The organism is Pseudobacteroides cellulosolvens ATCC 35603 = DSM 2933 (genome assembly GCF_001262605.1).
Taxonomy (GTDB): Bacteria; Bacillota; Clostridia; order Acetivibrionales; family DSM-2933; genus Pseudobacteroides; species Pseudobacteroides cellulosolvens.
Genome location: NZ_LGTC01000001.1, coordinates 677658 through 704445, shown reverse-complemented (window position 1 = coordinate 704445; position 26788 = coordinate 677658). Strand labels below are relative to the sequence as shown.

Annotated in this window: 23 protein-coding genes and 2 pseudogenes; 9 read left to right on the top strand and 16 right to left on the bottom strand. The window is 34.7% G+C overall.

Annotated elements, in window-relative coordinates:
• Positions 1–168 precede the first annotated feature (168 nt).
• The 5 genes from Bccel_RS02985 to Bccel_RS02970 form a co-directional block, all read right to left on the bottom strand.
• On the bottom strand, positions 169–2493 hold the full coding sequence (locus Bccel_RS02985) for a carbohydrate-binding protein (protein ID WP_036943862.1): 2325 nt from the start codon (positions 2491–2493) through the stop codon (positions 169–171).
• 148 nt (positions 2494–2641) lie between these two features.
• Positions 2642–3508: an orotate phosphoribosyltransferase gene (locus Bccel_RS02980; protein ID WP_036943863.1), complete on the bottom strand. Its 867-nt coding sequence runs from the start codon at positions 3506–3508 to the stop codon at positions 2642–2644.
• Between the two features lie 173 nt (positions 3509–3681).
• Complete coding sequence (locus Bccel_RS02975) at positions 3682–4281, bottom strand: histidine phosphatase family protein (RefSeq protein ID WP_476748368.1); 600 nt, start codon at positions 4279–4281, stop codon at positions 3682–3684.
• Positions 4224–4364, bottom strand: coding sequence for a hypothetical protein (locus Bccel_RS32790; protein ID WP_476748379.1), 141 nt, complete (start codon positions 4362–4364; stop codon positions 4224–4226). The genes Bccel_RS02975 and Bccel_RS32790 overlap by 58 nt, the downstream gene beginning before the upstream one ends.
• Positions 4365–4483: 119 nt before the next feature.
• On the bottom strand, positions 4484–5440 hold the full coding sequence (locus Bccel_RS02970) for a dihydroorotate dehydrogenase (protein ID WP_036943867.1): 957 nt from the start codon (positions 5438–5440) through the stop codon (positions 4484–4486).
• Positions 5441–5728: 288 nt separating this feature from the next.
• Between Bccel_RS02970 and sigI the strand changes: the two genes are divergently transcribed.
• The 6 genes from sigI (at position 5729) to Bccel_RS02940 (ending at position 11697) form a co-directional block, all read left to right on the top strand.
• Positions 5729–6484: an RNA polymerase sigma-I factor gene (gene sigI, locus Bccel_RS02965; protein WP_242853150.1), complete on the top strand. Its 756-nt coding sequence runs from the start codon at positions 5729–5731 to the stop codon at positions 6482–6484.
• Complete coding sequence (locus Bccel_RS02960; protein ID WP_036943869.1) at positions 6477–8093, top strand: anti-sigma factor domain-containing protein; 1617 nt, start codon at positions 6477–6479, stop codon at positions 8091–8093. The genes sigI and Bccel_RS02960 overlap by 8 nt, the downstream gene beginning before the upstream one ends.
• A 386-nt stretch (positions 8094–8479) precedes the next feature.
• Complete coding sequence (locus Bccel_RS02955) at positions 8480–9319, top strand: DUF4474 domain-containing protein (protein ID WP_160317681.1); 840 nt, start codon at positions 8480–8482, stop codon at positions 9317–9319.
• Positions 9320–9456: 137 nt separating this feature from the next.
• Entirely contained in the window at positions 9457–10347 is an 891-nt protein-coding gene (locus Bccel_RS02950) for a metallophosphoesterase (protein WP_036943870.1), read from the top strand.
• A 97-nt stretch (positions 10348–10444) separates the two neighbouring features.
• Positions 10445–10738, top strand: a complete 294-nt coding sequence (locus Bccel_RS02945; RefSeq protein WP_036943872.1) for an ArsR/SmtB family transcription factor — start codon at positions 10445–10447, stop codon at positions 10736–10738.
• Positions 10739–10917: 179 nt separating this feature from the next.
• Entirely contained in the window at positions 10918–11697 is a 780-nt protein-coding gene (locus Bccel_RS02940) for an EFR1 family ferrodoxin (protein WP_036943874.1), read from the top strand.
• A gap of 195 nt (positions 11698–11892) precedes the next feature.
• On the opposite strand, the pseudogene mnmM reads toward Bccel_RS02940, so the two are convergent.
• The 4 genes and pseudogenes from mnmM to Bccel_RS02920 form a co-directional block, all read right to left on the bottom strand.
• Positions 11893–12407 (bottom strand): annotated as a pseudogene (gene mnmM, locus Bccel_RS02935) (tRNA 5-(aminomethyl)-2-thiouridylate-methyltransferase MnmM).
• 61 nt (positions 12408–12468) lie between these two features.
• A pseudogene (gene speB, locus Bccel_RS02930) lies at positions 12469–13337 on the bottom strand (agmatinase).
• 31 nt (positions 13338–13368) lie between these two features.
• The gene (locus tag Bccel_RS02925) at positions 13369–14700 is read right to left on the bottom strand and encodes a C13 family peptidase (protein ID WP_036943880.1); all 1332 of its coding nucleotides are present in this window, start codon (positions 14698–14700) and stop codon (positions 13369–13371) included.
• Positions 14701–14718: 18 nt separating this feature from the next.
• Positions 14719–15492 carry a hypothetical protein gene (locus Bccel_RS02920; protein WP_036943882.1) on the bottom strand — a complete coding sequence of 258 codons (774 nt, stop codon included), beginning with the start codon at positions 15490–15492 and terminating at the stop codon, positions 14719–14721.
• Between the two features lie 486 nt (positions 15493–15978).
• Between Bccel_RS02920 and Bccel_RS02915 the strand changes: the two genes are divergently transcribed.
• From Bccel_RS02915 to Bccel_RS02905, 3 genes are read left to right on the top strand one after another with little or no spacing between them, the layout of a single operon-like run.
• Complete coding sequence (locus Bccel_RS02915) at positions 15979–16395, top strand: hypothetical protein (RefSeq protein WP_050753033.1); 417 nt, start codon at positions 15979–15981, stop codon at positions 16393–16395.
• Positions 16395–18791: a hybrid sensor histidine kinase/response regulator gene (locus tag Bccel_RS02910; protein WP_050753032.1), complete on the top strand. Its 2397-nt coding sequence runs from the start codon at positions 16395–16397 to the stop codon at positions 18789–18791. The genes Bccel_RS02915 and Bccel_RS02910 overlap by 1 nt, the downstream gene beginning before the upstream one ends.
• 42 nt (positions 18792–18833) lie before the next feature.
• Positions 18834–19598 carry a LytR/AlgR family response regulator transcription factor gene (locus tag Bccel_RS02905; protein ID WP_036943886.1) on the top strand — a complete coding sequence of 255 codons (765 nt, stop codon included), beginning with the start codon at positions 18834–18836 and terminating at the stop codon, positions 19596–19598.
• Between the two features lie 12 nt (positions 19599–19610).
• Here Bccel_RS02905 and Bccel_RS02900 read toward each other — a convergent pair whose 3' ends face one another.
• From Bccel_RS02900 to Bccel_RS02870, 7 genes are all read right to left on the bottom strand, one after another.
• Positions 19611–20441, bottom strand: a complete 831-nt coding sequence (locus Bccel_RS02900) for a TIGR03943 family putative permease subunit (RefSeq protein ID WP_036943888.1) — start codon at positions 20439–20441, stop codon at positions 19611–19613.
• A 36-nt stretch (positions 20442–20477) separates the two neighbouring features.
• Positions 20478–22091: a permease gene (locus Bccel_RS02895; RefSeq protein WP_036943890.1), complete on the bottom strand. Its 1614-nt coding sequence runs from the start codon at positions 22089–22091 to the stop codon at positions 20478–20480.
• Positions 22092–22116: 25 nt separating this feature from the next.
• A complete protein-coding gene (locus Bccel_RS02890) occupies positions 22117–23100 on the bottom strand; it encodes a CobW family GTP-binding protein (protein WP_036943892.1) in 984 nt (327 codons plus the stop codon).
• A 154-nt stretch (positions 23101–23254) separates the two neighbouring features.
• Complete coding sequence (locus tag Bccel_RS02885) at positions 23255–24337, bottom strand: stalk domain-containing protein (protein ID WP_036943893.1); 1083 nt, start codon at positions 24335–24337, stop codon at positions 23255–23257.
• Positions 24338–24365: 28 nt separating this feature from the next.
• On the bottom strand, positions 24366–25085 hold the full coding sequence (locus Bccel_RS02880; protein WP_036943895.1) for a hypothetical protein: 720 nt from the start codon (positions 25083–25085) through the stop codon (positions 24366–24368).
• 34 nt (positions 25086–25119) lie between these two features.
• Positions 25120–26241, bottom strand: a complete 1122-nt coding sequence (locus tag Bccel_RS02875; protein ID WP_036943897.1) for an adenylate/guanylate cyclase domain-containing protein — start codon at positions 26239–26241, stop codon at positions 25120–25122.
• Between the two features lie 117 nt (positions 26242–26358).
• Complete coding sequence (locus Bccel_RS02870; protein ID WP_036943899.1) at positions 26359–26745, bottom strand: DUF4280 domain-containing protein; 387 nt, start codon at positions 26743–26745, stop codon at positions 26359–26361.
• Positions 26746–26788 lie beyond the last annotated feature (43 nt).

Below are 26788 nucleotides of genomic sequence, written 5' to 3'. Positions count from 1 at the left end.
TATAATAAAGAGCATAAATCAGTAAGCTTTATTTGCTATACTCTTTTTTCAAAAGAAAGAAAAAGAATATAATATTTTGGTTAAAATATTTCACTATCATTATAGAAATGGGGCGTTGTACTACGATTATAAATCGTAATTGCAACAGCCCCTTTCATTCCTTCACCGTTATCTATATACTGGAGTAGGCGTATTAGAGTGTGTCGGTGTTGGTGTATTTATTGGTGTATTTGTTGCTGTCGCTGTTGGTGTATGTGTTGGTGTTGCTGTCGCTGTTGGTGTAGCTGTTGGAGTTGGCTTTGGTGTTGCTGTTGGTGTAGGTGATGCTGTTGCTCTAAAAAGTGCTGAGTCAGGTATTAGTTGCTTTGTTATGCCCTGACCCGAATACCTTACTTCTAAGACATCCTCTCCATCCCTGTTAAAATAGTTGACTTTGATTTCATGTTTTCCGGCAGCAAGGTAAATAGAACCGCTTTTTTCTTGTGCTGAATGTTTTCCGTCATTATCAACTACCAATCTGCTTCCGATATAAAGCCTGCTTCCGTCGTCTGATTTTGTATAGAATGTATAATATCCACTCGTTGCTATATTTACATATCCGGTAAATGTGTAGCCATAGTTTGCTCTATTGGATGATATTTTAAAATTATCAATAACACCCTGACTTACTGGAGACAAATTAGAGAAATTAGTCAGGTCATTCCAATATCCTTCATAGTACTTAAAATCAAGTCCGTTAACAGTATATCCCGGGTTATCAGGTGTCCTGTATATGGATGTTGGAGTAGGTGTATAAGCAGGAGTAGGTGTAGCAGTACTGTAGTTTACAGATATGTTGTCAAACTCTGTATATGTGTCAACTGCCCTTACACCTATTGAACCACCTGTGTAAATGCTGTCAGTAACATCTATTATTGACGAAGAGATATCATCAAGGTAAACCCTGATTGAACTTCCAAGTCTTACAACCTTAAGATTGTATGTTGTGTATGGATTAATTGTAACACTCATAATACCAATTGTTACTGCTGAATTGTCTGTTATCCTTAACAACTCAAGCTTGTCGCTGTTTGCATCTATTCCCACATAATAACCTCTGAAGCCGTAAGCAGAATTAGTGGGATTGCTTACATTAAATATAACTCCTGCATTTCCATATGTTCCTATTGCCAAACTTGCTGTGTAGGTGAAATCGGTATAGTTGGTTCCTACAACTATTGATTTTGCCTCACCGTTAGGACTTACGCTATATTTGTTGCTTTCAACTTTCCATGTACCATTATATGCGGTCCATCCTGTTGCGTTTCCATCATTGAAGTTATCTGAAAAAGCCACGCCTGAAGGTACAACAGTTGTTTGATAGAATCTGAACCAGTTTACAGAGAACAGATATCCATTTCCACCAGTAAATTTCAAATAAAGTTTATGAACATCTGTTGTTTTTTGGATATCGATTTTCTTTGAAGCCCATGTTTGCCAACCTCCTGTAGAAGGTATGGAACATGTTCCAACAAGCTTGCCGTTAATACTGTCCAGTCTTATTTCAATATAACCGCTGCTTGATGTTCCATTGGCATATCTCACTTCGAAGCTGCTGGCACCATTCGAAAAGTCAATATTGTCATAAAATGTGTAATCGCCATTTTCTATCCACTCAATATCCTTACCGCCTTCAGTACAGCTTGCAATTTCAACACCTTTATTGCTGGTAAAGCTTTCCGCTTCAATTTGTGTAAAAGCACTTCTTGCTGCTATTGTAGGCGTTGCTGTAGGTGTCGGTGTACTTGTAGGCTTTGGTGTTACTGTAGGTGTTGGAGTATGGTATGAGTTAACAGCCTGCAGCAGATCTTTATCATTAAGGGCATTTACCTGCTCCATTTTGATAACACCTGTATCTACAAGTTTTCTAATAAGCGTTTTTTCCGATCCCTTCATCTTAGTTTTTAACGCACTGTAAGAGGCCGCTACAACATCGTCCCTTATTATGGACTGGCTTGATTTGTAGTATTTATACTCAACAGGGGAAATAAGACCTATGCTTAATGCTTTGTCGATTGATTCACTCCAAACAAAGTCTCCCTTTGAGTCATCGTATCCCAATGACCTTAATAGATATGTAATATATTGGTTTGCAGTTACATTCATACCTGCACCAAACCTGTTGTTGCTAATACCTGAAGTCAGCTTTATTGAATACGCATATGAAACATAATACTCAGCGTAGTGACCAGAAGGAATATCTGTAAATGTTGACTTGTTCTTCTGATTTTTAGCTGTTTGCTCAAGACCTAAAAGTCTTAAGACCATAACGATTGACTGTTCTCTTGTCAATTCCTTATCAAGTTCAAAACCCTTATCTGTACCTAAAAACAGGTTTAGGCTTTTTAATTTGTTTGCCAGATCAGTGTTCTGAACTGGTGCAGCACCGGTTAAATTAATTGATACCAGCACTATCACCATAGATAGCAATACTGAAAAAACCCTTCTTCTCATTTAATCAATCCTCCTGTAAATCAATTTACAAAATAAAATTTATTATGATTTTCTTTTTTATGTCTAGGAAATCATGTATTATATACCAAAACTTCTCATGACATCAACCAAGTTTGAAAAATCACTCTAATATATAATAAAATATTTATTATGAATTTAAGTCATATATCCCTTTATCGAGACATAATTTTGCTCTTTCCCTTGTTTTTTCATCACCTTCGAGTGCTTCTTTCATGAACTGTGGATTTTCCTTTAGAAATTTAGTCATTGCGGCCTTAGGATTATCAAGATAAGCTGCAATCATATCAAACTGGCTTTGATTTATATAGTTGGAGTCCAATGCCATTTTAAACAATTCCTTATCAATATTGATCATTGAAAAGGGTGCTATACTGTTGCTCTCAAGAAACTCAGAGCCGCCCTGCATCCTGTCTACAACTGCCACACTCCACAATATTTCGCCGCCAAGGTTCTTTATCGCAGGAATCCAAGCCCTCTCATAACTTGAAGCCTCGTTGATAAGATCAACAATATGAAGAACTTTTTTTCCATTTAGCAGGAAATCGGTAATAACTTCCCCCCCATCTGTTAAAACCGCTTTTAAATCCTTGTATATTGTTATATGTGGTTTATTCAATATATGAGCTATTATTATCGAAAAGAACCAATCTCTTCTTTCACCGCCTGATATGTACTCGTAGGATTTAAGCTTTGGATTATCCTTTATAAATACCACCATTTCGTCTATAAGTTCTTTGAAAATTTTATCACTTTTATAGTTTTCCAGAACTTTTTCCAGTACCTTCCCAGGACATCCGATAACATCTTTTTTTACTTCATCAATTATTTTAAGCAAATTATTAGCCTTTTCCTCACTTCCATAGAGAAAATGAGTATTTATGTAATAGGGTCCTATTGCTCCCGATGTATACCAAAATGGCTTATCCTGGGGGCATACTCTAAGTGCTTCAGTTTCAAACAGCCATGAAACCAGCTTGTCTCTAAAATTATTCATATTTACTCCTCCATATTAACACTTTTAATTTAGATTAAAAGTGATTAATCTATTACATTTGTCTTTCGCAAATCCCGTTGAACCGTTCGTTATTTGCTCCGCCAAATGTAAGATTATTAACACTTTTAATTTAGACGTTATTTGCATCTCAAAAGTTTCCCAAAACTGATATTCTACCTTTGTCTTTCTTCAAATTCCTTTTCGTATTGGCTCCACCATTCCTGATTATAAATGGTGCTCATTTCCCGACCTAAATGTGAAGCATCACCTTCTAGTACAACATTATATTCACCATTCTCGTAATCAATAATAGTAACTGATGTGTTGTCATACCACTTTATATTAACCATTTCTTCCAAATCACAACCCTTGAATCTGCACATCATAGCTTTAATAGCTGTTCCGTGTGTAACAATACATATATCCTTACCTTTATTGTTGTCAGCAATATATTGAACTTCCTTTAAAAGCCTCTCTTGAAACTCTTCCATTGATTCACCGTTAGGCATTTTGTGAACATGGGGCCTTTTTTCCCACGTTTCATTCTCTAATGGCCACAAATCTGCAAGTTCATCCCATTTCTTCCCTTCCCAATCGCCTCCGTTAATTTCCTTCAGCCTGTCAGTCCTTATAATGGGAAGGTTCTTGATATTTGCTATATATTGTGCTGTTTGAAGAGTTCTTTTCAGGCTGCTTGAATATATAACATCAATTTTCACATCCTTGAGCCTTTTTGCTGCCAACTCTGCCTGCTTATGACCCTTTTCAGTAATGGGAGAGTCTGTCCATCCATGAAACTCCCTGTACAAATTCCCTCAGCTTCTGCATGCCTTACAAAAATAAGCCTTGTCCTCATTGATTCCTCCTACTTCATTAGTAATGACTAACATATAACTTCCCCTATAAATTTCGCTCATGTGTTGACTTAACTCGTCAACACTCGCTCAAAATGGTAAGTAATATTTTAGTCATTACTTACTTACATCCACATCCTGTTGATGTATCATTTAATTCCAGTGTTCCTATTATATCCATAACACTACTAATATTATACAGTTCAAGATATTTCTCAATTCCCTTTACAACATCAATGCATGCAGCAGGATTTACAAAGTTCATGGTTCCAACCATAACCGCACTTGCTCCAGCCAACAGGAACTCCACCGCATCCTCACCTGTGGATATGCCTCCCATCCCTATAACCGGAACCTTTACTGTATGGGCAACCTCATAAACCATGCGAAGCGCAACAGGCTTAACAGCCGGTCCTGAAAGTCCACCGAAATTCTGAGCCAGTATAGGCCTTCTCTTATGAATATCGATGGCCATTCCAAGTATTGTATTTATAAGCGACAATGAATCGGCACCTGCATCTTCGGCAGCTTTAGCAATTTCCTTTATATTTGTAACATTAGGTGTAAGCTTAACTATAAGAGGCTTTTTACAATATGCCCTGACTCTTTTTGTCACCTCTGAAATTCCTGCACATGTGTTTCCGAATGCAACTCCGCCTTGCTTAACATTAGGGCATGAAACGTTCAGTTCAATGGCATCAATATCCGCATCCTGCAAAGTTTCTGCCATTTTACAATAATCTTCGATGGTATTCCCTGCAATATTTGCTATTATTGCAGTGTTAAATTTTCTTAAAAACGGTATTTCCTCTTTAATAAAATGCTCAACCCCAGGATTCTGAAGTCCTACACTATTTAATATACCGGCAGGCGTCTCTGCAATCCTCGGAGGCTTGTTGCCGTGTCTCGGCCTAAGGGTAAGACCTTTAACAGATACTCCCCCAAGGCCATTTAAGTCCATATAATCGGAGTATTCCCTGCCAAATCCGAATGTTCCCGATGCAGCTATTACTGGGTTATTTAGTTTAAGACCGCCGACTGTAACTGAAAGATCGGCTTTTTTATTAACATTATTCATATTCTCCCTCATTTTTTGTTATCCTTATATAAAAAGCAATTAATTTTATATATTTGTATATCACAAATCAATTAATCTTTTCATATAGTTAAAATTCTTCATTTTATATAATAACATTTAATTGAGCTGCTATCCATACAGTAATATAAATTTATTGTAAAAAAAACTTATATCTGTTACACTCAGTTCTGGTACTATTATTTTTCATAAATATTTTTAAAAATGATATATATGCTGCTCTTAAAAATCATACTTCTTATCGAACAATATTGTGGGAGGAGGATATTATTGCTTAACCTGAAGTTCTTCAAAAAACAAAGGCAGGAAAACGACCCTTTAAGAGATATAATAGTAAAAATCCGCAATGGGGACCAAACACTAAAAGATAAATTAATAAGTGATTACCGTCCATTTATACTTCAATCCATATCAAAGGTTACAGGCAAATACATTGATCCTGTTAACAGTGAAGAGTTTAGTATAGGCTTAATGGCCTTCGATGAGGCAATAAACTGTTATGATGAAAGTCAGAACAGAAATTTTCTCAACTTTTCAGACCAGGTAATTAGACGCAGAGTGATCGATTTTTTAAGAAAGAGCAGTAAATCACAGGTAGAGTATCCCTTTACTTACTTTGAGAATGAGGAAAATAATAACTTTGAGGAAAAATACCTTAAGGTTGAATATGGCACGTCCACAGATAATGTAGAGATGGAAGAGGAAATTATCTCATTCAAAAGAGATTTGATGAGATTTAATATAACTTTGTCATCCCTCGCATCTTGTGCTCCAAAACATAAGGATTCAAAGCAGCTCTGTATAAAGCTTGCAAGAATAGTTGCGGACAATCAGGCGTTGTATGACAGGTTCATGCGAACAGGTAATATACCAATAACCGAGTTGACAAAAATTACAAATGTTTACCATGGAACTGTTGAACGCAACAGAAAATTTATAATAGCAATGATACTTATACTTAAGAGTAACCTTAATATTCTTCAAGGTTACATACGTGATGTAGAAGGAGGTGGAAGATATGAATAAAGGAACTATACTTGAAATAGAAAACGACATTGTTCTTGTTATGACAGGAGACTGTGATTTCATTCATTTGAAAAGAAAATCAGGCATGTTTGTCGGACAGCAAATACAGTTTACATCTGATGATATAAAGAAGGAAAAAAAGCCTTTTAATATCCTGCCGTTAGCTGTAAGTGCTGCTGCCATATTACTTATAGCATCCCTGTATTTTATATTCTTCCAGAAAACCTCCGTCAATGATCTAAGTGGGATCTATTCATTTGTAGATATTGATATTAATCCAGGTATTGAGTTTATGCTTGATAAGGATAATAAAATTAAAAAAGCAGTGCCTCTTAATAATGATGGACAAAAGCTTTTAAAAGATATTGATTATAAAAACATGTACCTTGAAAAAGCCATAACCGATATAATCGCTAAATCGGAAGATCTAGGTTATATTAACGTGGAAGAAAGCAATATACTGGCATCTGTTTCTTTAAATGATGCATACAAATATTATGGTAAAAATACACAGGAGCAGAAGGAATATATTGATAACCTTGTCAAGGAACTTAATATTTCCTTAGAAGACAAGGCAGATAAATATCTTGTTACAAAGACTTCCCCCATAATTAAAAGAAAGGCATCAAAAAATAATCTTTCAATGGGACGCCAGATTTATTACGACAACATGAGAAAAAACGGTGAAGAAATAACCCTTGATAATGCAAGAAAAGAAGAGATTTCTACCATCATAGAGAATTTGAGTGAATATAAATATACACCTGAAGAAAATGACAATACAAGTTCTCCTGCAAGAATAACGCCGACAAATAAAGCTAATACTGAGCCTTCATTGTCAACAAAATCATCAGCTTTGGTTACACCAAAGCCCACACCCAAAAATACAGCAACCAAGTCAAAGCCTACACCCACCATTGAAAAGGTTGTTTATGGCAATAACACATTGCATGTTACAGCATCAACCAAGAATGGTAATGTGGTATTGAAATGGACACCACTTGAAGGCAAAGAATTTTTATACTATAAGATTGTTATTTCAAAGAAAAATTCAAAACCCAAATACCCTGATGAAGGCTATATGTATGCATTACCGGATATAAACACATCAAGTGTTACATTAAGCAAGGACTCTTCCTATAACGGCGGCGACTTTGGAGGTAAACTTGTTCCCGGTGAAAAGTATTACTTTGGAATAACAGCTGTTTTCAACAATAAAAAGATATACAGTAACGTAATTTCAATGAAATATCCCGGTACCTTGGCACCTACACCAAAACCAAGTGCAGCTCAAAGTACGGCTCCAAAGCTTACTGCTTCGATAGGAAATAATGCAATCAAACTGTCCTGGACACCTAATAAACGAGAAGGTTTTGTATATTACAAGGTTGTTATATCCAAATCAAACCCTCATCCGATATATCCTGAGGATGGCTATATGTGGTTTTCAAATGAGGAAACATCATACTCTGTATACAGCTCAACCGGATATAACGGAGGGGATTTTGGCGGTAAGCTGGAATCGGGTCAAAAGTATTACTTCAGTATAACTTATGTGTACAATGATAAAAAGATCAGTTCCAACACACTGTATCTCACATGCCCTTAGGGTAATTTTATATAACATATAAAAAGGACACAAAGTTGCAATTTACTGCTTGGTGTCCTTTTTTGATGAAATCAATTATATAAAGTGTTAATAATCTTACATTTAACTTGATTTTTGTCACACATAAGGTTACCACAATAATATTATGTAATATAATCATATTATTGGGAGAAACTCTTATGTTAAATTATCTATCGGATAGTATTAGTACTGTCAATATGTATTTATGGCTATATGTCAACACTGCCTTTATATCAAACCTGATAATAATTTTGTCAATTGTGCTGGGTATTTTATTACTTTACATTTTAATATCCAAAATGTATCCATACATACTCCGGCCCTTTAATTTTTTAAGGTTGCTTTTTAAAGGGGTTTTCTCAAGTTTGGGCGAGGGCGAGCTGCAAACTACCCCCGAAATTGACAAAACCATTGAAGTTGCCGGCTTTTCATATGACCCTGAGCAGGATATGTTTTACTCAAATATAGACTCCTGGCAGCGGAAGTTCGGGTATTGCCGACTATATGATGAAGCAACAGTACCGTTTGGTATGATTGTAGACTGCGAACCTGTTTACTTTGATTACGATGGTAAAAAGTGGCTTATTGAGTTCTGGAAAGGTCAGTATGATATGTGTACCGGATGCGAAATTGGTATTTATTATACCGATAAGTCTGATTTTGTTATTCCTAATGTTTTCAACGGTGCTTTTTACAAATGTGTTGATGATGATGATCAGTTATATATGGAATTCACCTTAAAAAAATTTGACGAGGTGCTGTTTAAACGAGGGGAAAAACACTGGTGGCTGACAGGTTTTAAACTGGGTGAATTTTCAGAGACATATGAATTATCCATGGATATAGCAATTACATTTAATAAAGAGGAAATGCTCTACGAATTTATCAAAGGCCTAAAAAATGCCAATTATTCTGATGAAGAATTCGTTGTAAAAGGTAATAGCATTTATATCAAATTTGAATTTGCTCATACATCACAGCCATTATCAAGAATCAAACAAGCGGAATGGATTATTCAAAGGAAAAATGAAGCTTTATGTGAAAAGTATATTGAGTTGACAGCGGGGTGTATGAGTATGTCTGAAAAGTTGAAAGTATTAAAGGAGCAATCACCTGATCTCTACAAAAAAGTTCTAAACCCTGGAAAATCAACAGCTATATTTGATGTCTATAAAAAAATTAAAAAATATCTTAGTAATGGCTAAGAAATAACATCCGCTTCTCATCGTCCAAAACCCCGTTAAATCGTCGTGATTTTGTCCTTGAGAATGCAAAGTTATTTCTAAGGCATTACTGGTGAAAAGTTATAACACTTTATATTTAACTTTACAGAGGTTTTATTATGTACGAATTCTATAGATTATCTAAAGTATATACATCGGCACAGGAGATTCCTTTTGATGATTCTTCAAAGATTGCCATTATGAGTGATTGTCATAGAGGTGACGGCAGCTGGGGTGATAATTTTTTAAACAATAAGAATATTTATTCTGCTGCCTTAAACTTCTATTACCAAAACAATTATACCTATATAGAGCTTGGTGACGGTGATGAGCTCTGGGAGAACAACAAGCTGCAGGATATAATCCATATTCACAGCGATGTTTTCAACAAGCTGTCTCTTTTCTATAAAAAAGGCAGGCTTCATTTTATATATGGTAATCATGATATGGCCAAGAAAAATGACAGCTTTGTTAAAAAATATTTATATTACTATATCAATGAGCTTGACGGAAGGTTTATATCCTTATTTAAAAATATAAAGATACATGAAGGTATAATATTAAAACACAAAGTTACAAGTGATGAAATTTTTTTAACCCATGGCCATCAAGCCGATTTTTTAAATGATACATTGTGGAAGCTCAGCAGCTTTTTAGTGGAGCATGTTTGGAAACATTTAGAACTTTTAGGTTTTAAAGATCCTACAAGCACAGCAAAAAACTACAGAAAACAAAAGACCGTAGGCAAAAAGCTTATTGAATGGGCAATTAGAAATAAAAAAATAATTGTAACAGGACACACACACAGGCCAACATTTCCTGATGTTGGCGAACCCCCATATTTTAACACTGGAAGCTGTGTTCACCCCCATGGTATAACTGTAATAGAAATTACTGGTAGGAATATTGCACTTGTCAAATGGCATGTAAAGACTAGAAATGATGGCACCCTGTTTGTTGACAGGGATATAATGGCTGGCCCAAATAAACTTCGGGATTATTATCATTAGCATTAGCCTAAAACTAATTATTGACATTCCCACCATATATGATATTATAGAAGCAATAGTTCGATAGTTATAAAAATGTAAAAAGGTTGTGCATGATTTGGATACAAAAAGATACTCAAATATAATGAAGGCCCTTTCCCACCCTCATCGTTTGGAGCTATTCCTTGAGATTGCAAAATGTCAGGAAAAAGACTTCGAGAATAGTGAGTGTTTGATTTCGGAAATAACAAAATGCTTTAAGATTGGTGCTCCAACCATTTCACACCATTTAAAGGAGTTGTCCAATGTAGGACTTATTATAACCGAAAAAAAGGGAAAGTTTTTAGTTGCTAGAGTTAATAAAGAAATATTAGATGAACTTGGCAGTTTGTTCAAAGATACCGAACTGTAAAACTAGTTATATACAGTGAGCGGAATCGCTGAAAAAGGGCTATTCCAGGCGAACTGATATATAACTTTGCATTTCGGTATCTTAAAAAGATACTTAACTTCATCAAACAGCGTAAATGTGACATAATATACAACATTTCGACAGTTGTGAAAACATAAAATCGAAAGGGGAATTCTTATATGAATACAACGCTTTACTATTTTTCAGGAACAGGCAACTCATACCATATTGCAAAGGAACTTCAAAAAACAATAAAAGATTGCGAACTAAAAGCCATAACAGAGGTTTATAAGGAAACGAAGATTTCTTCAGGCTCAGAAAAGGTTGGAATTGTTTTTCCTCTATATTTTCAGAGCATGCCTAAAGTTGTTATGGACTTTATTGAAAGATTGGATGTAAAGAGTCCCAAATACATATTTGCTGTCATAACAAGGGGCGGAAAGGCTTATCAGGGCGGGGCCTTAGGCCACCTTCAAAAGACTCTCAAAAGTTTAGGTGTAAAACTCTCTGCCGGCTTTTATGTGAGAATGCCTGAAAATTATATTCCCATGCTAAAGGTTAATTCCAAAAAAGAACAGGAAAAAATCTTTAATGAGGCACAACAAAAATTAAAAATAATTTCGGATTACATTAATTCAAATGTTAATAAACTTGACCGTGAGTTTCTTACCTTCTTAAGGCCAATAATGCACAACAAGTTTATTGGAGGATTGGATAAATATAATGAAGGATTTAATGTGAATGATAACTGCAACTCCTGCGGCTTGTGCGAAAAAGTATGCAAATTCCACAATATAAGATTAACCAACGGAAAGCCTGCATGGCAAAACAATTGCCAAGCTTGTCTTGCATGTATAAATTACTGCCCAAAAAGGTCAATTGAGTATAAAAATTCAACTAAAGGTAAAGAAAGGTATAATCACCCTGAAGTTCCCGCTTCAGTCTATATAGATATATAAGGATTGATAAACCAAGAAAAAAAGCTGCATTGATCCCTATCAGTGCAGCTTTATAATATAAAATTAGGTAGGTATAAGTATTGCAATTACCATTTGCAAAATTCAGAAATACCCATTATAAAATTTCATAATGTTTATCCCTGTTCTATAATTCGACACATTGGTAAAGATTGAGTCGCAATTTTTTAAAATTTTTTACAATTTTTCTATCAATACAAGCAGCGGAGGACAATTAGGCTGATTAACAAATTCAGCCCTTAATACCGAGTACTTTTTGCAGTCAATTGTTGTGATATACTCCATAAGTGTGTCCTTTTCCTCAAAACCGCTGTCCCCACCGTAATAAACTACCATGACTATAAGACCGTTTTTCTTTAAAAGCCTCATTGCAGCTTCAATGGCACAACTAGTAGTCTGAAACCTGGTACAAATATTATGATTTCCCCCGGAAGGTACCCTAAATTAAACATAACAACAGAGACTGGTTCACTAATATATTTACTCATGTTTTCATGACCGTCTCTTATCAACTCAACACGCTGAGTTAAGCCTTGACTAACCAGCTTTTCTCTTGTTTTCTGCAATGCCATTTCCTGAATATCAAAGGCGTAAACCTTACCCTTCTCACCTACCAGCTTTGCTAAAAAAACTGTATCATTTCCGTTTCCGGCAGTTGCGTCAACCACCGTATCCCCTTCTTTGACTACCATATCAACTATTTCATGGGACTGACCCAGACAATTTTTAATTAATTGCATTTCCCCTCATTCCTTACTTCACCATTAAAATTATATCCCTTATTATTTTTGCCGCTAAAAGTGCAGTCCTATCCGATTGATCAAATATTGGTGAAACCTCAACCAAATCAAATCCTACAATATTAAGGCCTTTTAGTATCCCAACTGCTTTAAGCATTTCCCTTGAGGTGATGCCTCCAGGTTCGGGAGTTCCAGTACCGTTTGCAAAGGCAGGATCAACCACATCGATATCAAGTGTAATATAAACCGGTTTGTTACCTAATGTTTTGATTACTTCCTCCAATGGCTCAATAACATCAAACTTGTACATATGGGTGTTATCCTTTGCAAATTGGAACTCTTCCTTTGTTCCTGATCTAATGCCGAACTGATAAATGTTTTTTCCGGGCATAAAGTCGACGAGCCTTCTGATAGCAGATGCATGGGAGTTAGGACATCCCAGATAACCTCCCTAAGATCGGCATGAGCATCAAAATGAAGAACTATAAGTTCATCTCCATACTTTTTATGGACCTCTTTGATAACAGGTACGCTTATTAAATGCTCACCACCTATGAATATAGGAAATTTACCGTCATCCAAAATCTCTTGTGCTGAATCCCCAATAAGTTTAAGACTTCCTTCCACATTCCCAAAGGGCATATCAAGGTCTCCGCAGTCGAAAAACGAGCTGTCTGTCAAGTCTTTATCCATATATACACTATATTCTTCTATCCCAATGGATACCTCTCTTATTTTCTGAGGCCCAAACCTTGTTCCTGGCCTGAAGCTGCAGGTAAAATCCATAGGCACCCCAACTAACACTATTTCTGCATCATTATACTCTTCACAACTCGCCATAAACTTCACAGGCAAGGTTGAGTTTCCATCCTTTAATCCCATTCTTATCCTCCTAGATATATATTATTCTTCCTTAAAACCAATTAAATACCACAATCTTCCATTCATGAGATTCTTTATCACTCTCACAATAGCTTTTGTCTGTAGGCTCAGGTTCATACCCAATACAATATGGTCTAGATGACCTTGAGTAAACTTTGCCTGTGTATGTAATTTTTTTATTATCAAAATCCGCCGTAAAGTAACCATCCAAGCTAAATTTATCGGGATTTTTTATAATTACCCTGTATTCTGAATTATTCAAATTAAAATTATGAACCATTTTACCTTCTATTGACAGATAAACTTGTTTGTTTTTAGCAGCTCTGTACATCTCTGTCAATGGATAAGAAAACTCAATTATTGGTCCGCATTCTTCATTATTTCCCCCGTTCCAGCTAAATGTCCAGCGGGACCTTAAATAATCTATCAATTCCGGACCTTCATTCCAATATCCATTTTCCGAGTCATAATATTGAGTTGATTCCTCATCTATATTATCATTATCACTTATATATTTATAAACTTCAAACATCATTTCGCAGGCTTTTCTGTGATCGCCGGGTATTAAAGCCTCGGTATTGAACTTTTTACTGCTTAACGCATTGTATAAATGATAGTTAAACTCTCCATGGCTGTATAATACACCGTTTTCTCTATCTTCTTCAACGTTGTCATTTGTCGGATAAGCAGAAGCAAAATCGGAGCATGAAGTCAAAATTATATTCCTATTCTTAGTGTTTCTATTGCCGTCTTTCTTAAGATTATCAATAAAGCCTCCGCTAAAGCACTGCTGCATGCAAATTATTCTGGTTGTACAGTTTATATTTTCTAAAAGCTCGGCCAATCTATAATCATATAACTTGCTGCCATCCGCCAGTAAAAGGTATGAGTTATTTTCATCCCTGAAGCCATGACCGAAAGTCCATATAAAGAGCAAATCAATATCATTGGTTGAACTTAATGAATTTAACACTCTTTCTATATTATCAGAGGTTGCAGCATAATCAGTCAGAGGTCTTCTTAATAGTGGCAGCCTTTCAGGCAATCTTTGTGACAATCTTCCTGCCAATTTTCCAGACAGCTTTTCCGTGAGTTTTCCAGATACCGGTTCTCTGAGACTGCCTTTTACAATATTCCTATTTAAAGGTCTTTTATAACAATATTTTGTCATATTACCCTCGGAATCACTAAAATCAACTCCGTTACCATAAAAAACAATTATGTTTTCATCTTTTACTCCAAGGCCGTTTTTTTCAACTTTCCTTTGAAGAAGCTCCCACATACAGGCTGTATCATTCCAAAATTCATCATAATGGTTCACATCTGCAATACCGCCGCATATTAATAGAGAATATATATTCATTATAGTGCTCCCCTTTCTTTATCTATAAACAACCCTTTTGTTTTCCACCCTGCTTTCCAATACCCATATATTGGTACTTTTATCTATTGCCAGTCCTTTGGCAACATAGTCGGTATTGACACCCAGTTTTATACTTGAATCCTTGTTAAACTGTCCCTTATAATTATAAAGGCTTTTACCATCAATTTCATAGGTGGTAAGAATACACTTAAATGAATCCATAACCATAATCCTTTTCCTATCCTCAAAAAACAAAATACCGCTTGGCCTTGACCCCCTTGTAAGAAAAATATTGTCAAAGTTAAAATATACTTCTTCCTTTTCGTTTTTCAAGTCCAAAGAGCAAACAGTACTGGAATATCCCGCATTACATATAAACCAAACTTTGTCACCTTTTATATCCAGATCACTAATGGTGCTTCCAGGTGTGTTTAGCAGAGAAAGAGCCATATCACTGCCTTTTGTAACAAGTGACAATTCACATGCCATTTTTTTGCCGCCTTCAATCATCCTGTATAAAAGCTTCTTTTTGCTGTCAATAATAAAATAATCCTTATTGTACTTGCATATACCGCCGGGATTTTCTATGGTTCTTTGTATTGTTGCAGCAGCTTTAAGTTCCTTTGGGTTAACGCCTTCAAGAATGCTCATTTCTTTTCCGTTCACAGCTAACGATACAATAAACACATCAGATGAACCGGGCTCTTGGCATGACTTTATAGAAGTAATTAAACCATAATTTGAAGCTGATTTTTCTTTAACTACATTAATGTTTACCGCTTCTGTGCTCATGTTATCCCCCTCTTTAAACTCAAGAATTTTTAATATGTCTAGGAAATTATAGTGTATTCTATACCACAATTTCTTACGACAATAATCAAGGTTGCAAAATCGCAAGCGATTTTGTTTATTATATAATAATAATACATTAAATAGAAGAAGGCTTTATAATTTATATAAAATTATATAAGATTATGCTTTTTTTGACATAACCTCTTGGTTATATAAATTCGTAGACATTCATGGTAAATTATTATAGAATATTGGCAAGCTCAAAATCCCATAAATAAATTAAAAGATGATAACAATTATGAAAACTAAAAATCATATATACTTTTTATAATAATATTAATAAGTTTATTTTTAGGCGGTTGCAGCACAAAAATCAAGCCTTCACCTGATATTAAGGGCGGGATTTATGATTTAAGGAGCTGGAATTTTCAAAACGATGGCTATGTCAGCCTTGATGGGAATTGGCAGTTCTTTGATTCAGTTATTTTGTCACCATCTGAACTGGAAACTTCAAGTGTTTTACATACATATGCCAAAGTTCCTAGTGTAAGAGGCGTTAATTCGCCATCAACCTATAGGCTTAAAATCCTTCTCAATAATAGTGAAAAAGTCCTAGGAATTTTTGTATCCAACTTCCAGGATTACAACATTTGGATTAACGGTGTTAACAAAATGCCCGATACAGACTGGGTTAAAGATACACTTACCGTTAACAGCATTAATATTGCAGACTTCATTGATATAAAAAGTGGTACTGTGGATATAGTGGTCCATGCTTATGATTTTAATCCTAAAGATATATTATTAGGAACAAAAGAACAAATACTTAATTTTAAATACAAGAATTTCACTTTAAGCCTCCCAATAATATTCATAATACTTTTTATGGCTTTTATCATTTAATGATATTTTTATTTAGAAGAAAGGAAAAGCCTTATCTATATACAGCACTTTACAGTTTTGCTGCAGCCGTATATACATCTTGCCTGCCAAAGGATCCTCCTTTATTTTTTTTGTTCCCCAATCTAAATAAAAATGTATATAACTTGATTTTTGAAATCAATACTTTCATGGTTTTATTGTTTATAATAACTTATCTTGATGCTCTATATCCAAATATAATGCATAGAAAAATAGTTTTGTCAGCAAAGATTATATCTATGGTTTTCATATCTTCAGTATTCATAATTTATATTTTGAATAAATGGAGCTATGCAGGTATACTTATAAAAACATACAATATCATATTTGTAATCTCTTCCCTGTATGTCGTCTACTTTCTCCTAAAAATACAGAGAAAGAATAAAGACGCACTTTTGATACTTTTTGGCCTTGCAATCCTTTTTATAACAGATATAATGGATATTATATACAAAGCTGACAAGGTTTATACAAACTTAAACAAGTTCGGCTGGTTCATTTTCATAACTATTTTATCTGTGCGGTTGGCAATTAACTTTACAAAAACCTTTACAAAGGTTGAGCATTTGTCTGAAAAGCTTCTCATTTTGGACAAGCTGAAGGATGATTTTCTTGTAAATACCGCTCATGAATTAAAAACGCCCATGCATGGTATTATCGGTATTGCGGAGTCCATGCTTGATGAGTCAATTCAAAAGTCTTCTAAAGACTCGGAAAACCTGTCTTTAATTGTTTCATGTGCACGAAGACTTACCGAGCTTGTTAACAATATCATGGACTTTGCAAAAATGAAAAACAGCGATATTGTATTAAACCTTAAAACCATCAATCTTTGGCAGATTGTAGACCTTGTCTTTGCTGTATTAAGGCCTGTTTCCAGAGAGAAGGATCTTATTCTAAAAAATGCTGTTAATGATGAATCAATAAATGTTTATGCAGATGAAAACCGACTTTTTCAGATTATGTACAATCTTGTAGGTAATGCACTTAAGTTTACCGAAAGGGGCAGTATAACAGCAGAAGCTTCAGTAAAAGACGGCTTTGTGGAAATAAGCGTTTCAGATACCGGTATCGGAATCCCTCATAATATGCTTGAAAAAATTTTTGTTCCTTTTGAGCAGGTCCAAGACGTTGAATCAATTACTAACACTGGAACCGGCCTGGGACTTAGTATAACTAAAAAGCTTGTTGAATTGCATGGCGGCACCATTTGGGCAGAGTCTTGCCAGACAGAGTCAAATAGCGGTTCAAAATTTATCTTTACGCTGCAGCTTAGCTTGGAAAAATCAGAAAACAATAAATTTATAAAATCATCAGCCAATATTGAAACTGTTATGGAAACTGCCGCAGCAAGTGTTGTAAATAATAAGAATAGTAAAGAAAAGGAAATTAACATATTAGTTGCCGATGATGAACCGGTAAATCTTCGAATACTTCAAAACATGTTCCGCAAGGAGGAATATAATATCATCACTGCTACCAACGGTCAAAATGCACTGGAAGCCATTGACGGCAGCACAAAACCTGATATTGCTATTCTTGATGTTATGATGCCTAGGATGTCCGGTTATGATGTATGCAGAAAACTTCGCGAAAAATATGAAATGTATGACCTTCCCATTCTCCTTGTAACTGTTAAAAACCAACCTGCCGACATTTTAGCCGGATTTGAGGCAGGTGCAAACGATTACCTTACAAAGCCCTTCAACGACAAGGAGCTTAAAGCCAGAATCCAGAACCTTTTGGAGGTCAAGAAATCAATTGACTTAGCCGTAGCAGCAGAAATGAACTTCCTTCAAGCCCAGATAAAACCTCACTTTTTATACAACACATTAAATGTGATCATGTCCCTTATAAGGACAGACCCAGAAAAGTCAAGAGAGCTTTTATTTGAACTCAGCAGCTTCCTTCGTGAAACCTTTAAATTTAAAGGCATAGAAAAATCAATCTCTTTAAAAAAGGAAATAAATATGGTAAAATCATACATATACATAATGACTGCACGTTATCCGACTAAAATACTTACGGAATATGATATTGACGATGTAGACCAAAATGTACCTCATCTTATCATACAACCTATTGTTGAAAATTCAATCAAGCATGGTATTCTCCCAAAAAGGGAAGGCGGTACTATCTTCATGAGGGTAAAGGATATGGAGGATCATATATTTGTATCTGTAGAAGATGATGGAAACGGTATTCCAAATGAGCTAATACCGGTGCTGCTTAATGAAAATACAAAGACAACAGGTATTGGTCTTGTAAACGTTAATAAAAGGCTCATAACATGTTTTGGCAGCGGACTTAATATAGAAAGCGAGATGGGTAAGGGAACAAAGATTTACTTTAAAATTCCAAAGGGAATAAAGATTTAAATTTGTTTTGACAAGTTAGTTTCTATAAGGGGAGAAAAATATATGGTTAAAGTTATATTAGTTGATGATGAAAGATTTGCATTAGATGAATTGGAGTTCCTTCTAAAAAAACATCAGGGTATTGAAATCGCTGCAACCTTCGATGACCCTGTTACCGCACTGGAGGAAGCTAAAAATATCAAATTCGATGCAGCATTTTTAGACATAGATATGCCAGTAATTAATGGACTAAATGTTGCAAGAGAACTTATAGAACTACATTCCAATATAAAAATAATATTTGTCACAGCCTATGATGATTATGCTGTAAAAGCATTTGACTTAAATGCAATAGACTACATTTTAAAACCTGTTGATAGAGACAGGCTTGACCGTGCTGTAGAACGACTTTTGAGCTTTAATATTAAGAATACCAGCAAGAATAGTTCAATTATCGACAAACTTAATCGGATAGACCAGAATTTAAAGCAAGACTCAGAAAGGTTTCCTGCATATGATGACGAGGATATAAACCTCATTAAAATATCAGATATATATTACTTCGAAGCCCAACTAGGCAAAACCATCATTGTATCAACCAGCGGCAAATTTAAGACAAAGGAAATGATGGATAATTTGGAAGCAAAGCTTGGAACCATGGGCTTTTTCAGGTGTCACAGAAGTTATCTTGTTAATTTGCGTTATGTAACTAAGATCTCTCCAATGTTTAATAACAATTTCATTTTGAATCTTGAGGATGTAACCTTTGATATTCCTGTAAGCAGGCTCAGGATAAAGGATCTTAAGGCTGTATTGGGGATTAAATAAGGGGATAAATCCTCAATAAACTATTTCATTTTCAGGCTTTTGTGCAGGTTCAACAGTTTCTGCATCTATGTATGGCATTATTTGACCTTTGTATTCACCCCTTAGTATCTTCCCTGTTACTTTGACCCATGAATCCTTTTTAAGGTTTACCGTTCCTTCATAATTGCATAAAATACCCACAGGCTGCATATCTGCTGCACAGCAGCTCATAGTGAATCTTGCTGGCACAAACTCACTTGGGTTAAATTCCTTATCCCTAAAGACAAATCCTACTACCTCAATATTTTTTCCTTCGTACCTAACCAGGTTATTATATAATTCCTCTATCCATGGAATAAAGTTTTCACTCTTCATAATAACTGTGTTATTATTCATAACCAATCCATTGGGAGAAGGCGTTTCACTGGGTACATTATCATCATTCTTATCATCATAATCATTATAATTTTCTGATTCATTAGTGCCATTTGATCCTTGGCTGCTATAGTGCTCTGCTTCCTTATGGGAGTTGTCCCGTATATAATTTCCGCTTAGGGAGATGGAATCGACCTCGAGGTTTTTGGGAGGTATGGAAAAAGCAAGTATTAATGGAATAATAAAAAATACATATCTCCATATGGCGTTTCTTTGCCTCTTTGGCCGCAATAGCTCATCCGAGATGAAGTATGAAATCAAAATAAACACTAAAATTCCAAATACCATATATGGTACAATTCTAGGATGGACATAATATTTGGCATTCCCTGATATGATTACCATGTAAAACAGTAAAGCATATCCTAATAACGTAGCTATTTTTATTACTGCTTCTATGTTTATGCTAAAATTCTTAATATTTTTCATACCTTTATACCTCAAATAAATCACAAAGATAGTTTCCTAGACATAAAATGATGCAAACAGCATAAGAATTGCAAATGCCAATGTGCAAACAATTAGTATAAATTTCATTACAAACCTTCTGTTAAAACTTCCAAGCATTATCAGTATATTTTTAATATCAACCATAGGGCCCAAAACCAAAAATCCCATAATTGATCCCATTGAAAAGTGGTTTGCAAAGCTTCTTGCAATAAAAGCATCAGATGACGAACATACCGAAAGTATAACAGCAGCAGCCATCATCAGTACAAGGGAAACAATGCCTGAATTTGAAACCTCTAGCAGCAGGTCTTTAGGAATTGCAGTTTGAAAAATAGTTGTCAGCAAAGCACCTGTTATAAGAAATCTGCCCACATCAAAAAACTCTTCCCCTGCATGCTTGAATACTGATGAAATTTTATTCACTATCCCATCCGTTGAAGCAGCAGTGTTACAGTAGATACAGTTGCACATTAGACTTTCATAGCCGGTCATCAGCTTTTTCTCATCATCTGGAAAAAACAAGAACATAAACCCTGATGCTACTGCAATTGTAATTCCAAGAAACAGTCTATATACAACTAACATAGGCTGACCCGGAAAAGCATACAGTGTTGATGCAATTACTATTGGGTTCACAATAGGAGCCGCAAGCATGAAAGTCACAGCCGTATAGATAGGCACACCTTTTTTCACCAGGCGTGAAGCAACAGGTACTATTGCACAGTCACATACAGGAAAAAACAGTCCTCCAATAATAGCAGCTATAAAAGATGACGCTTTACTTTTTGGAAAATACTTAACTATCATATCCCTTGATACAAAAACTTGAATAACGGATGATACCAATACCCCAATTAAAAGGAATGGGAAAGCCTGCATCAGTATGCTAATAAATATTGTATTAAACCCCTGAAGCCATGACATATCCATACTTATAATATCAATTTCACTGACAATTAAGACAGTTTTCAGAAAGTATGCTGCAATTATTATAAACAGTATTGGTAAAACCATATTGTAAGCTTTCTTCATGAAGCTTTCTTCGCTATTCTTAATACCCGTGTCTTCCAAGTATTTTCCATAGTCATCCGGTAAATCTATTTTCAATATTTCCGCTGATTTGTTTAGGGTCTTGATTGTCCTAAGAAGATTATTGACCCTATCTTCATAAACCTTTGATACATAGTTTAGAACAACAATATCACTGTTTGTTACCTGCTCAATTAGCGTTGCACCAGTAATGCTCATAAGCATGTCAAACATTCGGCAGTCAACCACATTGATTATATTTCCAATCTCACAGAGCCTGCGAACCTCCTTTTTTTCCAACTCATCAAGAAGCTCATTAAGGCTTGACATTCCATTTTGCTCAATTATTATTCTATTTGGTAAATACTTCTTATACACTTCACTTACCACAGCAGCTTCTAACACTTCATCCCTTAGAATTCTTTTTATGTAGACATTACCATAGGGATAGCTGTCTTCACAAATCTCTTCCTCCCCTGCCTCACTAAGTATAAGCAATATCCTTTCCTTTGATTTGAGTTTTCCAGCTACAACCTGCTTTATCAAAGATGTTTTCCCAGAGCTGAGAAATCCTGTATATATATCAATTTGAGTCTTCACTTTGACAACCCCTTAATATAATTTTCTAAAGTTCAAACAATTTATGTAAAGCATCCTTTTTCAAGCCGCTTCCAATAATACAAATCCGTCCCGTGTAATCGGCACTCGAAGCATTTATCTGCGTCTCTCCATGAACATAATCAAACTGAATCCATTTATCACAGCCAACCTGTAAAATACCTTTACCCCTTAAGACCATTCCAAAGTCTTTTTTGCTTTCCAGCCTTAATATAAGCTTCTTCAGCTTTCCTTCATCAAACACCTTTGGTGTTTCCACTCCCCATACATCAAAAACCTCATCAGCCTTGTGCTCATGCTTTTCTTTGCAGTGACATCCGCAATTACAGCCGTCTTTGTGTCTTTTTAATACTACTGCATTTCTAATGGGCATTTGATTTTCAAGTGCAATTCTTGCATCCTGCTCCGATACAGCTACAATTTGTTCAGCCGTCAGCTTATCCCATGGTGTTGTGACAATATTGGAACTGCTATTAATTTTACGAATTGAGGCAGCTATTGATTCCACCTTTTTTTCATCTATATTCTGAGTCCTGCTTAAAAATATTGTTCTGGCATGTTTAATCTGGTTTTCAAAGAACTCTCCGAAATTATTAATATAGATCTGAAATTTAAGTACATCAACAACTGCTGCCAATATGTTTATTTCAAATAGGTACTTAAGTTTATGGGTTCTGCATGCTTTAATTACATCAGATAATTTTCCTACACCCGAAGGCTCAATAATGATCCGATCAGGTTTCAACCTTGTAACAACCTCCTCAATTGCATTCCCAAAATCGCCTACAAGTGAGCAGCATATACAACCCGAATTTATTTCCTTTATTTCCAACCCGGAGATTTTTAGAATAGAACCGTCAATTCCAATTTCCCCAAACTCATTCTCAATAATAACTATTTTTTCATTATGCAGCTTTTCCTGAAGCATTTTTTTAATCAGTGTTGTTTTTCCAGCACCTAAAAAGCCTGAAATCACATCAATTTTTATCATATAATTATTTCTCCCTCATAATCTGTGTTTTTGCAAATGATTCCTATTACCATCTACGCTTATTATATGATATATTTAGAATAATTACAAATTATTACTATAAAGACAAAAAAAATATACCGACCATATATTTGGGCCGGTATACTTAGGCATGTTAAAATATAATCAAAATTTTCTCCTTTTCTATCCATAGATAAGATAAATTAAATTCTTTTGCTATATGCTCTATCGGAACATATGTATAACCATCAATGATTACAGCAGAGTGTTTGATTTCTTCCTCTTTTTTATTTTCTTTATATACAGTCACTCTTGTAAATGTCAATGATCTCAACCCTTTAACAATACTATATTGATTATTATTATCCTCCCATATCGCCCTCCCATTAATAATATCTGCAACAGTATGTAATGCTATAAGAAAGTTTTCTTTATTCCTGGCTACTATATCATATTCGAATTTATGGCTTATTTTATCTGTTATTAAGACTTCCGTTGGGAAACACTCATGCTTACCGTTTTCCACTAGCCTTCCGATTATTTTCTCTTTATAATATCCTCTACATTCTTCAAGCATATCAATATATTGATTTACCAAATTGTTTATACTATCTAAATAACAACTATAGTTACCTTTTATAGCTTCATTCAAACACTCCTTTTTAATTACTCTATCTTCCTTGTCAAAATCCACTATTTTACTTAGTATATTTAATCCTTGATACAAGCATTGCAACTGTGATGAATCATCTTGCGCCTTTTTAGCTTTTGTTATAAAATCCTGTGCCGATTTTTTGCATTTCTCCAGCCCTACTATTTTTTCTTTAATTATTGTAAATTCATATTTGGCATTATCAAGCTTTTTAGTATTATCAATGTTTGTTTCTGTATCTTTCTGTTTTTCAATATCCTCTAACCTATTATTGAGCAAAACTATTATCACTTCACCATCACAACCCATATACCTAAATGGTTTTATTAAATAGTTTATTAATTCTGTTTTATCAACGGTTGGCTCAATGGAATTAGTTGGTATAGTGGTACTTTCATTCTTTCCACTTGGTGCAGGAGTACCCAGCTGATTTAGTCTTGGTGTTGACTCATTCTGTTCTGCATCAGGTAATAGTGAAAAAACCTTACCCGGGCTAATCAAAGTAAATTGAAATATAATTATAACAGTACAAAGCAAGACTATTAACTTACTATTGGAAATCAATACTTTTTTTGTTCTTTTCATTTTAAGTATACCTCGCTTCTAAATGATGTTATTTTGATATGATAAGATATGAACTTTTTCCATTTCTATCTTGAAATACCGCTTCCAAACAGTATTCATAATAATTAAAACGCATAATGTATAAACTATGATTTTTCAAGTTATCCAACAACTTTTCTTTTGTGAAGCTTTCAATCATGGAAATTGCTATTCGATCTTCATCCATAATACGAGTTAAACCTGAAATTTTTGTTTTTTCTATCTTTTCCTCAAAAATTTCCTTTTTACTACCATAAGGTACACCAGCAAATTCTTCATAGTTCCACAATATAATTTTAGATGCCTTAACTTTTTCTATATCCTTAAGAATCTTGTAATATGGTTCACAATCGAAAACAAAGGTTAATCCTTTATCTTTACATGTTAAGTATAAACAATCACCTTCTATACCTGTTGTAAAATCGGTTTTGTAATTGCTTTTAAGATTCTTTTTTATTTCACCATAAGTCATACCATACATGGAAATGTAATCACTTATATTATTATGAGAGTTATCTTTTTTTGCTTTAATAAATATAAAAACTAGAAAGGAGCATAAAATGAGCAAAATAATAGAAATAATCAGAATAATGATTGCTAATTTTTTTGATATGAGAAATTTCCCAAACTGGTAGTAATCTATGATACTTGGCCCTTTAGTTTTTCCTTTTTGATTATTGCTATTTTCTTCTTCAGGACTTTTATTAATATCTTTTTTAACTTCTGTCACGTTCTCACCCCTTAATTAAAAATTTGAATAGTTATCATAAGTTTATTTGCTTATCCCAATTTTGCGGCAATTTATCCATGTAAGAGTACTCATCACAAAGGAAATAATACATTTTTGCAGCTAGATCCCTATCATTATTGCTGACAATTTCAATAAAAATATTTTTTGCTTTCTTAAACTCCTGTTTCTGATATAATAATACGGCCTCTTCAAATTGCTTCTTTGTACTTTCCTTTGCTTTTCTTAATTCTTCATCGTCTTCCTGGTAAACGTCATAGATTTCTATTTTTTGTTGAATACTTTCAAATAGTGCCAGTCCTAAATAACGGTACTTATAGTTTTCAGGATGTTCCAGATTCTTTATAATACTTTCTGTAGCCAGTACTGATGCTCCAAGCAATTGTGAAGCATTCTGAATAGATTCGGTTAACACTACCTGTTCATCCAAAATTGCTAATTCCAGCCGGTCTACATTGGCAGCCTTGCTCTTAAAACCCACAATCCCAAGGAGCACACTATCACTTACATGTATTCCTACTCCAATTTGATAGGGTTTTTCACCTAATTTAATACGATCATCATTTTCTGCTCTTATATTTTTTTGTATAGATAGGGCAGTATCCAGAATATTATCAGTTTTATCCTTTTGAGGAAACAGCACCATTGCACCACAACCTGTAAACTTGCTTATAAAACCGCCTTTTTTATAAATGACAGGTCCAATATTATTAATATATTCATCAATAAATTCAAATCGCTCTTCATCTGTCATATCTCTCGAAAAGGTATAATAGGAGCATATGCTTGTTACCATAACACCCATTGCATTAGATTTATAATCCTTACGTTTAAGGTCGGTAATATCGTTTTTATCCATATAGTACATGAATTGCTTTGGGAAAAAACGTTCATATGCCTTTTGTACCTTTTCCAAATTCGTAATATGGTTCTTTAACTTTTTATACATACTATTGGATGAATCCAAAACCAATCCCATTAACATTAAAAAAGGCAATACTATACCACCCAAAACAATACATCCTCTATCATTAAAAGGAACTTCTGTATAAATACACAACATAATACAGCAACACAATATACTAACAAGTACAATACTAAGAAAAACTTTTAATGTTTGATTTGAATTCAGTTTCATAAAAATTCTCCTTGTCTAATTGATTCGCAAGGATTCTATGCAGGAACTTCCAGTTACAATCCTCACATTTCAATTCTTAAACTCAACTGCATGAATTGTATATATGATTATTTAGTACTACGGTATCATAATTGTTGATTGGCCCGGATTGATTATCTGAATGACTCCACCCCAGTTGCACATAAGCTTTGAAGAATTATTTAGTGCAGGCATATTACCTACCATAACTGTGGGCGAACCTGGTGTCCATGGTGCAACAGTACATGGTACACAGGGCATTGGTGTCAAAACACCCAGCTTTGCTGCTGTTGCGGAAGCTACTACAGGGTTTGCTATGGACTGGCACATACCGAATGGCATGATATTTAATAGCGGTTTATTGTCCATTATATTAGCAATGGGCATACTTGTAAGGACTTTGTTTTGCGGTGTTATTATCAAAGTTCCAGGAGCCAAACCAAAGCTGCATTGAAGAGTTGCTCCTCCACATACACTAAATCCCACTCTATCACCTCACAATCATTTTGTATTAGGTATTATCAAATAA

Excerpts from the sequence above, each read along its gene's own strand:
- Bccel_RS02925 (WP_036943880.1), bottom strand. The coding sequence starts at position 14,700 with ATGAATATATATTCTCTATTAATATGCGGCGGTATTGCAGATGTGAAC.
- Bccel_RS02900 (WP_036943888.1), bottom strand. The coding sequence starts at position 20,441 with ATGAAAAATATTAAGAATTTTAGCATAAACATAGAAGCAGTAATAAAA.
- Bccel_RS32790 (WP_476748379.1), bottom strand. The coding sequence starts at position 4,364 with ATGAGGACAAGGCTTATTTTTGTAAGGCATGCAGAAGCTGAGGGAATT.
- Bccel_RS02910 (WP_050753032.1), top strand. The coding sequence starts at position 16,395 with ATGATATTTTTATTTAGAAGAAAGGAAAAGCCTTATCTATATACAGCA.
- Bccel_RS02885 (WP_036943893.1), bottom strand. The coding sequence starts at position 24,337 with ATGAAAAGAACAAAAAAAGTATTGATTTCCAATAGTAAGTTAATAGTC.
- Bccel_RS02890 (WP_036943892.1), bottom strand. The coding sequence starts at position 23,100 with ATGATAAAAATTGATGTGATTTCAGGCTTTTTAGGTGCTGGAAAAACA.
- Bccel_RS02970 (WP_036943867.1), bottom strand. The coding sequence starts at position 5,440 with ATGAATAATGTTAATAAAAAAGCCGATCTTTCAGTTACAGTCGGCGGT.
- Bccel_RS02940 (WP_036943874.1), top strand. The coding sequence starts at position 10,918 with ATGAATACAACGCTTTACTATTTTTCAGGAACAGGCAACTCATACCAT.
- Bccel_RS02920 (WP_036943882.1), bottom strand. The coding sequence starts at position 15,492 with ATGAGCACAGAAGCGGTAAACATTAATGTAGTTAAAGAAAAATCAGCT.
- Bccel_RS02950 (WP_036943870.1), top strand. The coding sequence starts at position 9,457 with ATGTACGAATTCTATAGATTATCTAAAGTATATACATCGGCACAGGAG.
- Bccel_RS02980 (WP_036943863.1), bottom strand. The coding sequence starts at position 3,508 with ATGAATAATTTTAGAGACAAGCTGGTTTCATGGCTGTTTGAAACTGAA.
- Bccel_RS02960 (WP_036943869.1), top strand. The coding sequence starts at position 6,477 with ATGAATAAAGGAACTATACTTGAAATAGAAAACGACATTGTTCTTGTT.
- Bccel_RS02905 (WP_036943886.1), top strand. The coding sequence starts at position 18,834 with ATGGTTAAAGTTATATTAGTTGATGATGAAAGATTTGCATTAGATGAA.
- Bccel_RS02875 (WP_036943897.1), bottom strand. The coding sequence starts at position 26,241 with ATGAAACTGAATTCAAATCAAACATTAAAAGTTTTTCTTAGTATTGTA.
- Bccel_RS02985 (WP_036943862.1), bottom strand. The coding sequence starts at position 2,493 with ATGAGAAGAAGGGTTTTTTCAGTATTGCTATCTATGGTGATAGTGCTG.